At 48.1% G+C, this 13331-nt stretch carries 12 protein-coding genes; 6 read left to right on the forward strand and 6 right to left on the reverse strand.

What is annotated here, in order from left to right; genetic code table 11:
* Positions 1-15 precede the first annotated feature (15 nt).
* A complete protein-coding gene (locus AC5SV9_RS12190) occupies positions 16-3126 on the forward strand; it encodes an efflux RND transporter permease subunit (RefSeq protein WP_475150012.1) in 3111 nt (1036 codons plus the stop codon).
* Positions 3127-3208: 82 nt separating this feature from the next.
* Here the strand turns inward: AC5SV9_RS12190 and AC5SV9_RS12195 are convergent, their stop codons facing one another.
* Together AC5SV9_RS12195 and AC5SV9_RS12200 are read right to left on the reverse strand one after the other, a co-directional pair.
* A complete protein-coding gene (locus tag AC5SV9_RS12195) occupies positions 3209-3826 on the reverse strand; it encodes a TetR family transcriptional regulator (RefSeq protein WP_475150010.1) in 618 nt (205 codons plus the stop codon).
* A gap of 141 nt (positions 3827-3967) precedes the next feature.
* Positions 3968-6667 carry an Ig-like domain-containing protein gene (locus AC5SV9_RS12200; protein WP_475150008.1) on the reverse strand — a complete coding sequence of 900 codons (2700 nt, stop codon included), beginning with the start codon at positions 6665-6667 and terminating at the stop codon, positions 3968-3970.
* Positions 6668-7162: 495 nt separating this feature from the next.
* On the opposite strand from AC5SV9_RS12200, the gene AC5SV9_RS12205 reads away from it, so the two are divergent.
* The 5 genes from AC5SV9_RS12205 (at position 7163) to AC5SV9_RS12225 (ending at position 10260) form a co-directional block, all read left to right on the forward strand.
* Positions 7163-7576, forward strand: coding sequence for a hypothetical protein (locus AC5SV9_RS12205; RefSeq protein ID WP_475150006.1), 414 nt, complete (start codon positions 7163-7165; stop codon positions 7574-7576).
* Between the two features lie 246 nt (positions 7577-7822).
* Positions 7823-8020 carry a hypothetical protein gene (locus AC5SV9_RS12210; RefSeq protein WP_475150004.1) on the forward strand — a complete coding sequence of 66 codons (198 nt, stop codon included), beginning with the start codon at positions 7823-7825 and terminating at the stop codon, positions 8018-8020.
* A gap of 261 nt (positions 8021-8281) precedes the next feature.
* Positions 8282-8743 carry a hypothetical protein gene (locus AC5SV9_RS12215; RefSeq protein WP_475150003.1) on the forward strand — a complete coding sequence of 154 codons (462 nt, stop codon included), beginning with the start codon at positions 8282-8284 and terminating at the stop codon, positions 8741-8743.
* A 196-nt stretch (positions 8744-8939) separates the two neighbouring features.
* Positions 8940-9638 carry a hypothetical protein gene (locus tag AC5SV9_RS12220; RefSeq protein WP_475150002.1) on the forward strand — a complete coding sequence of 233 codons (699 nt, stop codon included), beginning with the start codon at positions 8940-8942 and terminating at the stop codon, positions 9636-9638.
* 199 nt (positions 9639-9837) lie between these two features.
* Positions 9838-10260, forward strand: a complete 423-nt coding sequence (locus AC5SV9_RS12225) for a hypothetical protein (protein WP_475150000.1) — start codon at positions 9838-9840, stop codon at positions 10258-10260.
* Positions 10261-10439: 179 nt separating this feature from the next.
* On the opposite strand, the gene AC5SV9_RS12230 is transcribed toward AC5SV9_RS12225, so the two are convergent.
* The 4 genes from AC5SV9_RS12230 to flgA all read right to left on the reverse strand — a co-directional run bounded on the left by AC5SV9_RS12230 (position 10440) and on the right by flgA (position 13308).
* Positions 10440-11720, reverse strand: a complete 1281-nt coding sequence (locus tag AC5SV9_RS12230; RefSeq protein ID WP_475149998.1) for a GGDEF domain-containing protein — start codon at positions 11718-11720, stop codon at positions 10440-10442.
* Positions 11721-11752: 32 nt separating this feature from the next.
* On the reverse strand, positions 11753-12184 hold the full coding sequence (flgN, locus tag AC5SV9_RS12235) for a flagellar export chaperone FlgN (protein ID WP_134058252.1): 432 nt from the start codon (positions 12182-12184) through the stop codon (positions 11753-11755).
* Positions 12181-12474 (reverse strand): flagellar biosynthesis anti-sigma factor FlgM, encoded by a 294-nt coding sequence (gene flgM, locus AC5SV9_RS12240; RefSeq protein WP_475149997.1) that lies wholly within the window; start codon positions 12472-12474, stop codon positions 12181-12183. The genes flgN and flgM overlap by 4 nt, the downstream gene beginning before the upstream one ends.
* Before the next feature lie 63 nt (positions 12475-12537).
* Positions 12538-13308: a flagellar basal body P-ring formation chaperone FlgA gene (gene flgA / locus AC5SV9_RS12245; RefSeq protein WP_475149995.1), complete on the reverse strand. Its 771-nt coding sequence runs from the start codon at positions 13306-13308 to the stop codon at positions 12538-12540.
* Between the last annotated feature and the right edge of the window lie 23 nt (positions 13309-13331).

Below are 13331 nucleotides of genomic sequence, written 5' to 3' on the forward strand. Positions count from 1 at the left end.
CAGGAGTAGAAACAGATGGCAAATTTCTTTATCAGCAGGCCTATTTTTGCCTGGGTCATTGCGATAGTGATTATGCTGGCCGGCCTGTTGTCAATTAAACAGTTACCGGTTGAGCAGTATCCACGCGTTGCACCACCAGCAATCAGTATCAGTGCCTCTTACCGCGGCGCATCAGCCAAAACGGCAGAGGATGCGGTAACGCAGGTGATAGAACAGGCCATGAATGGCCTGGATAACCTGATGTATATGTCTGCTAACTCAGACTCTTCGGGTAACGTTAGCCTGACGCTGACCTTTGAAACCGGCACAGATGCCGATATTGCGCAGGTACAGGTGCAAAACAAGCTGCAGCAGGCGCTGCCGTTATTACCGCAGGAAGTGCAGCAAAACGGTGTGCGGGTAGCCAAATCTAACGGTGGCTTCCTGATGGTGGTGGGCTTCTTATCAGAAGATAACAGCCTGGCCCGCGACGACATTGCCGATTATGTTGTGGCGAACGTGAAAGACCCGTTAAGCCGCACTGCAGGTGTCGGTAATGTGCAGGTATTCGGTAGCCAGTATGCAATGCGTATCTGGCTTGATGCCAACAAACTGAATGAGTACCAGCTGACACCGGCTGATGTGACCGCAGCTATAGAAGTGCAGAATAATCAGGTCACCGCGGGTCAGTTAGGCGGGGCACCGGCATTGCCCGGCCAGCAGTTTAACGCCGCGATACTGGCGCAAACCCGTTTAACGTCAGCAGAAGAGTTTGGCCAGATCCTGCTGCGCGTTAATGCTGATGGCTCTATGGTGAAATTATCTGACGTGGCCCGCATTGAGCTGGGCGGCGAAGATTATTCGGTAATTGCGCGTTACAACGGCAAAATGGCCACCGGTTTAGCCATTGAGCTGGCCACCGGCGCCAACGCGCTGGATACTGCCGCCGCCGTTAAAGCCAAGCTGGCTGAACTGGAACCCTATTTTCCGCAAGGGCTCAGTACCGTTATTCCGTATGACACCACACCTTTTGTCGAAATATCCATAAGCTCAGTGGTACAAACGCTGATCGAAGCCATTATTCTGGTGTTCCTGGTGATGTACCTGTTTCTGCAGAACTTCCGGGCAACGTTAATCCCAACACTGGCGGTGCCGGTGGTGTTACTGGGTACCTTTGGTGTGATGTCGGCGTTTGGCTTTTCCATTAATACCCTGACCATGTTCGGTATGGTACTGGCCATCGGCTTGCTGGTAGATGATGCCATAGTAGTAGTGGAAAACGTTGAGCGCGTGATGAGCGAAGAGGGGCTGGGCCCGGTTGAGGCGACACGCAAATCGATGGGGCAGATCACCGGCGCGCTGGTCGGTATCGGCCTGGTATTGTCGGCCGTATTTGTCCCTATGGCGTTCTTCGGTGGCGCGACCGGTGCGATATACAAGCAGTTCTCGATTACGATTGTAACGGCAATGGCTCTGTCGGTGCTGGTAGCGCTGATCTTTACCCCGGCGCTGTGTGCCACCATGCTTAAACCGGTTAATGGCGATCATCACAGTAAAGGTGGCTTCTTCGGCTGGTTTAACCGTGGTTTTGATGCATCAAACCGCAAATACCAGCGCGGTGTGGCGGGCATGCTGGCACGGCCTAAGCGCTCTATGCTGGTGTACGGCGCTATAGTCGCTGTGATGGCGGTAATGTTCCTGCGTTTGCCAACATCGTTCCTGCCGGAGGAAGATCAGGGCGTGTTCTTAACCATGGTGCAGCTGCCAACCGGTGCCAGCCAGCAGCGTACCGAAGCGGTGATGGATAAAATTGCTGCACACTACGCGACGGAAGACGCAGTGCAGTCAGTGTTTACTGTGTCGGGTTTCAGTTTTGCTGGTCGTGGCCAGAATATGGGCCTGGCCTTTGTGCGTCTGGCCGATTGGGGCGATCGAGATGCCGCTAACAGTGTGCAGGCTGTTATAGGCCGTGCCTGGGGCTTTTTCGCCACGGTAAAAGAAGCGCAGATTTTTGCCTTTAACCTGCCGCCTATTGCCGAGCTTGGCCGGGCGACGGGTTTTTCACTGTTTTTACAGGACCGCGGCGGTTTGGGCCACGAAGCGTTATTAAATGCCCGTAACCAGCTGCTTGGCATGGCAGCGCAGCAACCTAATCTGGTCAGTGTGCGCCCCAACGGTATGGAAGATGCGCCACAGCTGCAAATTGATGTCGATCAGTTAAAAGCCCAGGCCTTAGGCGTGTCACTGCGCGATATCAACCAGACATTAGCGATTGGCTGGGGTTCCACCTATGTGAATGACTTTGTTGACCGTGGCCGGGTGAAAAAGGTTTATGTGCAGGCAGAAGCCGATTTTCGTATGACGCCGGAAGACATTAAACGCTGGCATGTGCGTAACAGCGATGGTGACATGGTCAGCTTTGCCTCGTTCTCCAGCAGCCGCTGGATCTATGGCCCGCAGCGTTTAGAGCGCTACAACGGTGTGTCAGCGATGGAGATCCAGGGTGAACCGGCACCAGGCACAAGTTCTGGTGATGCGATGGCGACGATGGAGCAACTGATCAGTCAGCTGCCGCCGGGTATAGGTTTTGAATGGACGGCAACCTCGTATCAGGAAAAGCTATCCGGCTCACAGGCACCTGCGTTATATGCGTTATCAATTCTGGTGGTATTTCTGTGTCTGGCGGCGCTGTATGAAAGCTGGAGCGTGCCTTTTGCCGTTATTCTGGTGGTACCGCTGGGTATTGTCGGTGCGTTGACGGCCGCTTATATGCGCGGCCTCGGTAACGATGTGTATTTCCAGGTCGGTCTGTTAACGACGATGGGGCTGGCGGCAAAAAATGCCATCTTAATTGTCGAGTTTGCCCGTGAGCTGCAGCAGCAGGGTAAAGAGTTAACGGCAGCCATTCTGGAAGCAGTAAGGCTACGGCTGCGGCCAATTATCATGACATCTATGGCGTTCTCGCTTGGCGTACTGCCGCTGGTTATCAGCTCGGGCGCGGGTTCAGCCAGCCGCAATGCAATAGGTACCGGTGTACTGGGCGGGATGATTTCAGCTACGGTGCTGGCGGTATTTCTGGTGCCGGTGTTTTATCTGGTGATCATGAAGTTGGTTGGCGCGAAAGCGTCGGATATTAAAACTGTGTAACACGCATTAACGGCAGCAGTGATGCTGCCAAAAGGTTGTACCTTTACCGGCTGTCTTAACCCCACGCGAGCAGCCGGTTTTTTTATGCCTTTTTCAAACCCTGCAGCATCACATCTATCAAAGCGCCAGCGTGTTTATGCAAATCACACTGCTGTGGTTTCAGTAGAAAGTTGCTGATAATACCACCGATATACATATGCAAAGCAAAAGCTGCCAGCCGTGGTGATATGCCGTCGCGCAGCAAGCCTGCCTGTTCTGCCCGTTCCAGAGCCCGCTGCAGTACGGCGACGGTCTGCTCATCCAGCTCATCCTGCTTGGTAACGGCCGGGTTTAGCTCGTCAATATACTCGCAGCGGTGAAACACTATTGTCAGTACACGCAGGTGCTGTTCACTGCTGGCAATCAGCTGCAAGCCATTGGTAAACAACTCAAGAATTTGGCTAAAAGGGTCGTCAGACGGGTTGTTGTCAACTTCGTTCAGCAAATGATGAAAGGGTAGCCGTACCCGCTCCAGCATGGCGTTAAATAAATCGGCTTTATTCTGAAAGTGCCAGTAAATGGCGCCACGCGTGACATTCGCGGCCAGCGCGATTTTTTCCAGCGTAGTACGGGAAACGCCATGCTGAAAAAACAATACTTCAGCGGCATCTAAAATAGCAGCTCTGGTACTTTCGGCTTCGGCTTTGGTGCGACGCGCCATCTTGCTGATTTACACCTGTTATCTGTTTAATATGGCGTCGATTTTAACATAAGCTGACAGTTTCAGCCTAACCATAATCAAATAAGCTGGCGCTGCCATAAGTTCGCGGCTTCAGGTTTGCTAAAGCCGCGGAATCTTGGTTTAACTACGTCTTTTGTTGCTACGGTTTAATGCGATTAACGCCAGTAAACTCAGCAGCACCCAATGCATGCTGCCGCCTGAGCTCTCCTCTGGTTTGGCCGCGACAGCCAGTGTAATGACATGATCAGCTGATGCACCAGCTGTATCACTTACCGTGACACTTACTCGCAGCTCGCCGTTTGTATTCAGTTTGCCGGTAAGTAAACCGTTATTTGATACCGTTAATCCAAGCAGGGCAGACGATAGCCTGAATTGCAGTGCCTGGCCTTCCGGATCGACGAAATACTGAGCCAGCTCTATATGCATAGCTTCGCCCTGAACCACATTGAGTGTTGGCACCTGAGCTTTAACAACGGGCGCCAGGTTCATTGTATATTCGAACGTGAACTTAGCTACCAGATCAGACGGGTCTGCAGCTGTAATGTCGATATAGCCCGAATCAGTTACGCCTTGTCCATTAAATTTCAGTTGATTGTCGCTTAAACTGAAATCAGCAGTAGCGGTCAAAAGGTTGAATGATAATGCAGAGTCTTCTTCATCTGCTATTACAGAGCTTAGCTCCAGTTGAAATGGAACGCCTTGATTTAGTTTAAGGTTTAGCTTGGCTGCGCTAGTTGCATAAGGTGCACTATTGTGGGCCAGACGTACGAGTTTTTTGTTCTGCCCGTCATATACGCCAATAGTGCGACCCAACGCAAGTAATGCCGGGCTGGCTAGCTGGAACTGTTGTTGTAATTGTTGATTATTGAGCTCGAGCTGCTCTGACCATAAGCCTGTAACAGAGTCCTGCTCGAGAACCCGGAGGTCTTGCCAGCCTTGCACGGCTGCAAATCGTTCACCGACCGGAGCCCAACGAGCAATGTTACCCGACAGATACTGGGTGGACAGCAGAGTTAATGATCCATTATCTGCCATCCGGTAGTTTAGCAGATAATTGTCACTGCGCAGCGTGAGTAAATCATCGCGGATATAGTAGCCTGACAGCTGAGGAAAGTCATAACTGCTGTATTGTTCTTGTTGTTGTAGCCGGTTTTGACTGACGATAAATTTACTCATTACACTATTGTATTGGTCAACAGCATAAATATATTCGCCAGCGGCTACTAACATTTGAATCTGTGCAATACCAGACACACCCGAGGCACCATTCACCGCAGCATCTGCAAAACTAAAATGGTAATCTGCGCCAAGAGTCAACAGATTGAGCGTGTCATTATTGGCAATTACCAAAGCTGAGCCAACGCTGACGATATTATTATCAGCGGTATACAAGCTATTGCCATTACGGTCATACAGAGTGCCTGAGCTAAATTGCAGCAATTTGTCATTCGCTTCATCCAGTTGTATGACTGAGTAACGATCGCCCTGGAATAACGCATAGAGGTTATTGCTGATATGCAGTAGCTTACGGGGGTAATAGTAGTTTTGCTCGCCCAGTAGTTGTTCTGGTGTGCTGATTTGTGTCAGCTGCGGCATACCTTGTTGGTCCAGCTTATATAGCCTGTAGTGCTTGCTGCTGCGGTGTAATAGATATTTGTCATTTAAGATCATTACATTACTGGCGTCAGCAAAATCAAAATAAATCTCTTGCTCGCCCGGCGTTACGGTAATATTTACCGTCAGCGAATGTGCAAATAGTTGCAGCAAACCGTTTTGGCCAAGCACAGTAAGCTTGGCACCATTTGCCAGGCTTAAAGCATAATCTTTAACACTACTGCTGAAGCTATCCAGGTTCATAATGGCAAATTGGGTTTGCTGTTGGCTGTTAAACAGAGATACCTGATTGCTGGCCAGAACTAGCACATATTGGTTGTCGATGAAGTGCACTTGTGAGTAATAGCTGTTCAGGTAATTACCGTTCGCTACTTCCGTCAGTTGCCCGGCTACAGTATCCAATTGCAAAATGTAATCTTGCTCCCGGCTACCATACATAACCCTCTGGCCATCGGGGCTAAGTGCCACATAACGGACGTATTGAGAACCAGAACCGTTCACAGCCATACTGTGGTCAGTGATAAACTGCCATTGACCGTTATTATCAAGCTTATACACCATCAGATTTTTTTCATCGTTTTGCCAGCTTGACTGCGCCGCCAGTAAAATGCCGTTTGCAAATGCAATGTAGTCTGGATAAGTAGAGAGCTGCATGGAGCTAAGTACTGCCATAGCCCCGGAGGTTTCATTGATTGTAAACGTTGTGACAATATTGCCATTGCGTGATACGGCAGTTCCGTTATTGATTACCAGCTGCTGACCGTAGCCGACTGTCAGTTCACTGCGGGTTTCAAGAGACGGATTAAATTCTTGATCCAGCACAACAGTGAAAACTTTGTCATTCACCTGGTATAAAAACCAGTTATCTGTGCCAGAGACGTACATCTTAGCAACGGAATCGTATTGCTGCAGACCCAGCTCGCTATTTTTAATTTCCCGCACCAGCTGATAGAAATCACCAACCTGGCTATAAATCGCTATGCCGTGTTGACTACTGACGACTGTAACTTTGTCGCCATGGGCGACGTGGTTGGCATAAGCCAAAGCACCCTCATCGAGCTGACCATCTTTGTGCAATGTGATTGCAGAGGTTATATATTCTTGTGTCTGTTGAATATGGTTATCGTTATAGAGCGGGCTCAGCGTTTGCTCCGCATGCACAGATAACATCGTCAGCAATAAACTTGCTAAAAAAGCGTTACGCATTAGGAATGATTCCACGTAGAAAGATTTATATTTGGATAGTCAGAGTAGAAAGCCACTACCATCATTGGTAAGGGGTAGACAGTCCGTTGTATTTTTAACTGTTTTGAATACAAAACGGCGGGAGTTTATCAATAGGATAATTTTAAGTAAACAGGCTGCTTGGCCGCCAGTCTTTATTCTGGCTGTACTGGAAGATTGTCTTGCTGCAATGTCTGCTACCGGAATATAGCCAAGGGAAACGACCAGTAAGGCAGGGGGAAGGAAATGAGCGGTTTAAATCGCATATTACGGCTAATACCGGCCTCCGGTCAGAATCTTTGGGCAAAGAAGGTGATAGAAAGTCAGCAGCGTTATGAGGGATAACCATATTGGTCGTTTACACTACATTGATAAACATATTAGCTGGACAATTCAACTATGAGATATTGTATTAATAGGTTGGTAGTAGTATTCGCCATCGGTATTTTATATTCGTGTTCTACACAGGCTGAGTTTGTGAATTACATAGGATGCGATTGGGTCGTCCCGTCAGGGTTTGAAGGGGTAGCTGAGAATGAATTTACTAAGTTAGATGATTTATCTAATTTTTCCTCAGTTGACTTTCGCTTGGATGATGACCCTGAAGAAAGAGGAACTGCTAGGATACTAAATGACCCGGCTTTTATTGTAAAACATGAGAAGTATGATATTGGACGCGGAATGGAAACCACTAATTTGTTTATGCATAGGAGAGGTTCAGATTCCTATTCATTTTCTTTTTTTATAAAAAAGGATGGTCATGTTGTGTCTTTGGTTGGTGTTAGTTATGACGATGCCGCTACTTTATCTCAATACTGTATTGAACGATCTTATTTGCGTAGCTTTTATGATGATTTTGAGCAATGGAAACAGGATATTAAAGCGCAATAACTATTACCAGTGTTTTGAGGATATGACAGCTTACCGTGCGACAGTATGGTGGCAGCCGAAATGTGATGAAGTAACATGTTACCAAACAAAGCTTCCGCATCCTGTTCATGCCCTTTACCCATATCGATGTAGGCAAGGCGGCACTAAAACCATTTACCAGCAAGGTGGAGTCGAGGTAATCAAGGAAGGTACAGAAGTATCGTCTGGAGATCAGTAAGGTACGGTTATACATTTTGTGGTGACTAGATGATAAAAAGAAAAAATAAGAATTCAGGAATTGCTATCTGGCTCATCTGTTTATTGGCCCTCCTAGGGGTATTCATATTTAAAGAATTTGTACCTAAGGATTGGATAAAACATTTAGGGCTATTTTTCGTTTGTGTGGGGGCTTTAGGCTTAATTTGGTTTGCCGTAAAGGGCTCTGCATCTAAAACAGATAAATGATATCGATAAGGTGTCTCGGTTTGTGGTTTGGCAGCTCTGTTAACTCACACTTTACGTTGCGAGCGCCACCCGATCCCCAGCTGGCATTTTTCGAGACAGAAGGTCAGCAGCGTTTTGAGGGAATCAATGACTCTGGTCCTATTAGCCGCGGGCTTCAAATCAAATATACCCCAATCAATCGAGAAATAGATATTCACTTTGATAGATTACAAAGAAGTAGTGATCTGCGGGACTTGAATTCTTATTACTAGAGGGCGAAGCATGGTGATTATTCGAATATTACTGATTAGTATGATTGCTTTTTGTGCATCAGCAATTTCTGAAGAGCTGCAATTGTCTCTGGAACAGAGTCAGCAGCGTATACAACTAACCGTATTGAATAGCAGTGAAACGTCATATCAGATTGATGAAAATTCTTTTCGTTTATCATCAAACGGCAGATTGTACTTAGAAATCAGATCGAAAGGCGTAGAGTATAAATTAGCGGTGCTCAAGAATGATCGACAAAAACCGTTCAACTTACCACTATATTGGGGAGACTTTATAGGTCGAATATTTTACTTAAAAAGTGTAAAGCGGGATTATGCCTTGAACGATGGCGCTATTTATACCATGACGGCGTTCCTGTGTAGTCGTGTTAACGCGGATTATGATGACCTAGTGCTCCAAAGAGATCCATCGAGTTGTTTAATTAGTAATTCAGTAGAGTTTCAACTTGAATGAAAGTTTTAGCCTAAGGTTTCGCTTTACTCCCTACTTTGCAAAAGTCATCTGATTCCTGACGGCTTTTTTCGCACTGTACAGCGCTTCGTCAGTGAGTTTTAGCGGACATCAGAGAGGCTTCAGGGGCAGGTCTTGCTTTTTGAGAAGGACCTCAGGGCCTGACCCTTAGCGTTAAATTCAGAATGGTGGAAGAATAATGAATAAGTTCTTTTTATGTGTGCTTGTTTTTGCATTGATAAGCTGTAGTAAGAATGAAGAAGAAAATATTAACTGGACAATTACAGATTGTGCTGACTACAAATCAGTTGAGGGCACATTTCTCAGAAAGCCAGAATTAAAGAAAGACCGAAGTTCGTTGGCTTATTACCTTTTTGTCAAAGGCAAGTGTGAGTTATCGAAGTCTCTATTTATCGACGCAGAGACATCGCTAACTACATCGGCTTTACTGGGTGAGGATTCAGCAACTTTTGAGTTGGCTCGGTATAAATTACTTGCTGAAAGCGATTTATCTTACTTGCCAATTATGCAGAAATTGACTCAATCAAACGAAAGTAACGTTAGTAAGAATGCTTCAATGTTCGTCGGGCTGTTTCTACTCGTAGATATAAGAGCAAAAGGAGTTATGCATGTTTCCGATGATATATTACAAAGTATAGGTTTAGAGCTGATTGAAAAACATAAAGGGTCATTGAGTGGATTTTACTCGTACTACTTTCAGGCAATTTACAAAGGAAGTGATTTAACTCATTTGCAGCGACTTTCCTTGATTCAGGAGGGCGATAAACTGCAAGAGAAAAGTTTGGGTAGCATACAAGTGGGGTGCTCGGATATTTATCGACAGTTTGCCTATTTTGATATTGATAAAAGCAAGTTGTTGAAAAAGTGTCCGGTGTAGTTAGCTGAGCTAAAGTTTGGTGAGGCAAAACAACAATGGGCTTAAGCAATATAGCAAGACCATTGAGACTGGAATACGCTGGCGCGCTGTATCATATCACCAGCCGGGGCAATGAACGCAAAGCCAGTAGGATAAATGGGGTCAGACACTGACCCTATTGGTCCGAACAAGTTTGAGAGGTTGAGGAATGGTGGATAATATGAAATTATTTGTGGGTAGCATTTGTTATCTATGGCTTTTGCCATTTTCTCTTGCTGTTCTCTTGATTTCAGCATTGTTCGTACCAATTTATGAATCAAGGGTTAATTATTTTATCTCGATATTTTCATTTATTTTCTTTTTTATAAATGTTTTCTGGTCTTTTTTGAACTCATTTGTTTTTTGTCGTGGGTTATATCAATCTGGGTATAATGTCAAAGGTGTTTCTTGGGGGTATGCAAAGGCCTTTACGTTTAATATATTCGGTGGATATCATTTTATTGGGTTGATGAAGAAATATGCTGAAGATAAAGGAATAAATTTAGAAATTTTATACAGGTGGAGATTGTTTGATTTCTATTACGTATTTTTCTGTGTTATTGCAGCCGTAGTTTCTTTAATGATGTCAAAGGTTGTTGTTTAGAGTCATATAGGTCAATAGGCATTGATTCTTCGTCATTCGGTGGCTAGTTTTTTATCAGGTCTTTCTAGGAGGAAACCTAAAGTTCTGCTTGCTCCCACCTTTACTTACATGATTGTGCACAGCATCTTACTCCGCGTTTGAAGTCTGCTTACTCTGAAGATTAACTTTCGCTTTACTCCCTACTTTGCAAACGCCACCTGATTACGGCCGGCTTTCTTCGCGCTGTACAGTGCCTCGTCGGCGCGTTTTAGCAGTTGTTCGGTGCTTTCGCCGCTTCGGCGGATAGCACAGCCCAGGCTGATTGTTACGTGCACGGTTTTGCTGCCCGCATTACTGCCGCGTTGCTGTTTGCCGCTTTTACTGTCTTTCGGCCTGTCCTGCTGGCGGATCACCAGTGGGTAGTCGGCTACCCTGGCACGTACCTGTTCCAGCTTTTCTGCCAGTGTTTCGGTTTTATTGTGGCTGAACACCAGCGTAAACTCTTCACCGCCATAGCGGTAGGCGGTTAAGCCGCGTTCGCTGGCCAGCACTGAGCCAAGCAGCTTTAGCACCTGATCACCAACATCATGGCCGTAGGTGTCGTTAAACTTTTTAAAGTGATCAACATCGAGCATGGTGATCGCGCTACGCCGGCCCAGCCGGCTTAAATGGCTGAGCAGCGCGCGGCGCTGCGGCAGTTGAGTCAGCTCATCAATGTAAGCCAGTTGCAGCATTTGGCTGCTCAGGCTTAGCAGCAGGATTAAACAGGCGGCGAGGGTCATCCAGCCCGACATATCGGGCTCTTGGATAAACAGGTAGAACGCCATTACGGCCAGCCAGGCACCAAACTGGCCCCAGCGCTGGCTATTGGCCGCGTAAAAGTTCAACAGGCCCAGCCAGCAACTGGCGACAACGGCTATCCACCATAACTGGCCCCACCCTAATAAAAAGCGCTCAGACACCGGCTGAAAAAACGCCGCCGGCAATGGCAGGGTGGCCTGCCAGTTCGCCAGCGGTAACCACAGCAGCGTCAGTGGCGCCAGCAGCACCACCGCAAGCAGCGCCAGGCCACGTTTGGTCAGCAATTGCGGTTTATGCTGCAACTGTAGCAGCAGCGCGATAATGGTAAAACACAGCGGCAAAAAAACACTCAGCGCCAAAGTGCGCTCGTCGCTTAACGGGCGTTGCAGTGCCTGCTGCACCACCAGATAATGGCTGCCAAGCAAGCACAAACTGTATAACCAGTGCCATTGGCGCATCAGGCTGGCCAGTGCCGCTGTCAGCCCTATGGCCGCGTAAACCAATGCAGGAAATAACGCACTGACAGCCGTCAGCTGCGCCGGAAACTGCCAGTACAACAGTAAAATAAGCGGTAAGGGTAATAAAACGAACAGATGCACCTGAACCTCAACGTTGACTGCCTGGCATACTGCGGCGGTGCGCAGCTGAATATTGGCTGGTAACCTGACTGAGCATGCCATTGCCAGGCTGCAGTGGCAAGCCCGTTATAGGGTTACAATGGCATAGCAGGGTAGCTGGTACGGCTTTGCAAGCCGGTCAGTTTCTGCATCAGCTGGCGCTGGCTGGCCAGTAATTTACCGCTTTTCTCATTTTTTGCCTGACATAAGCGCGATTTTAATGTCAGCTCCTGCAGCAGTTGGCGGGTACCGTGCTGCAGCGGTGCCGGTAAACGGCTGACTAACTGGCGTAAACCGGCAGCGGTGTTAGGCAGGCCAAACTGCTGCAGCAAGCTATCACGCGCACTATGGTTATGTTGCACCGCTGTCATCAGTTCTAATGCTTGTTGGTTCAGCTGTTGCAGTGGCTCACTGCTGCGCCGGCTCATCAGCTCATATTGCTGATCCAGTAACTGGCTAAGGGTATCCAGCCGTTGCACGTCCTGTTGCAAACTGCTGATAAAATGCTTCAGCAGCTCGGCACTCATTTTTTATGCATATCCACAATAGCGTTGACCAAGGCGTCTTCATCCAGTACCAGCTCACCACGGGCAATGGCCTGTTGCAGCTGACGCACTTTATTCATATCGACACCGTCGTGGTTGGCCATATTGGCAAAGCTTTGTTCCAGCGCGCGGCTGGCACCACTGACATTACTGGCCGGGGTGTCGGCTCCGGCTGGGCTGGCTGTTGCTTTGGCCGTGCCCGGGTTTTGCTGCTCTTGTGTCAGGCGGTTTACCGGGTTCACCTGCAAGCTGTGTTTTGGCTCAATTTTCATACTGGGGTTCCTGCAATTCTGCTCTGTTAATAATAAGCGGCGTGCCGGCGCTAAAACTTAAATTTATTTCTGTGCAGATTCGACGTTATTTTCTGCGGTAACGATGGCATCCAGCACCTTACCGGAGCTGATATTCTGCACGCTGATACGCTCGCCCAGTACACCGTCGCTAAGGGCGATGGCGCTGGTACTGACGGCGAAGCCATCGCCACGGTAATGCAGCGTCACCTGAGCACCTTTTTGCACCAGATACGCCGCTTGCAGTAAGTGCCGGCTAACCACATCACCGGCGCTGATACGGCGCTTTACTGTCATACCCAGTAAAGGCGCGGCAGAGAATTCCAGCCCGTGGCGTAGCACGCTGACTTCCTGCGGTTGTATGCTCAACATATCGGCGCTGAGTACTTCGCCGCGCTCCAGCGTTCTGGTTGCCACCACCAGCGGCAGCCACAGTTTAACCTGTGCTACAGCACGGCTTTGCCAGCGCTTGGGGGCCGTGCAGGCCAGGCTGTAACTGAGCCGGCCCAGTGGTGGCTCGCTTTGCTGCGGCCTGTTAATGTCAAGTTCGCTGCAGTTTCGCTCAGCCAGTGAGCCGGGCAGGCTGAGCTGAATGTCCTGCTGTTGCGCTTTTACCCCTAACTGTTGCAGATACTGCGCAAGCTCTGCCTCAACCTGCTGTTGCAGCGCGGTTTCAACCGGCATTGCCAGCAGCGGGCCGCTACACAGGCTTAGCACAGTAAACAGCATAAACGCCAGGAAAGGGCCACGCTTCCGCTGCGGAAGTAATGCTTCCGCTTTTGGCGGCAATATGGCTGAAAAAGCAAAATAATTCATTGATAAATATCACTTTTAAAATG

Source organism: Rheinheimera sp. ATLC3 (assembly GCF_059429535.1).

Coding starts and splice junctions, on each gene's coding strand:
- AC5SV9_RS12210 (WP_475150004.1), top strand. CDS start 7,823: ATGATAAAAAGAAAAAATAAGAATTCAGGAATTGCTATCTGGCTCATC.
- AC5SV9_RS12230 (WP_475149998.1), bottom strand. CDS start 11,720: ATGGCATGCTCAGTCAGGTTACCAGCCAATATTCAGCTGCGCACCGCC.
- AC5SV9_RS12215 (WP_475150003.1), top strand. CDS start 8,282: ATGGTGATTATTCGAATATTACTGATTAGTATGATTGCTTTTTGTGCA.
- flgN (WP_134058252.1), bottom strand. CDS start 12,184: ATGAGTGCCGAGCTGCTGAAGCATTTTATCAGCAGTTTGCAACAGGAC.
- AC5SV9_RS12220 (WP_475150002.1), top strand. CDS start 8,940: ATGAATAAGTTCTTTTTATGTGTGCTTGTTTTTGCATTGATAAGCTGT.
- flgM (WP_475149997.1), bottom strand. CDS start 12,474: ATGAAAATTGAGCCAAAACACAGCTTGCAGGTGAACCCGGTAAACCGC.
- AC5SV9_RS12200 (WP_475150008.1), bottom strand. CDS start 6,667: ATGCGTAACGCTTTTTTAGCAAGTTTATTGCTGACGATGTTATCTGTG.
- AC5SV9_RS12195 (WP_475150010.1), bottom strand. CDS start 3,826: ATGGCGCGTCGCACCAAAGCCGAAGCCGAAAGTACCAGAGCTGCTATT.
- AC5SV9_RS12225 (WP_475150000.1), top strand. CDS start 9,838: ATGAAATTATTTGTGGGTAGCATTTGTTATCTATGGCTTTTGCCATTT.
- AC5SV9_RS12190 (WP_475150012.1), top strand. CDS start 16: ATGGCAAATTTCTTTATCAGCAGGCCTATTTTTGCCTGGGTCATTGCG.
- flgA (WP_475149995.1), bottom strand. CDS start 13,308: ATGAATTATTTTGCTTTTTCAGCCATATTGCCGCCAAAAGCGGAAGCA.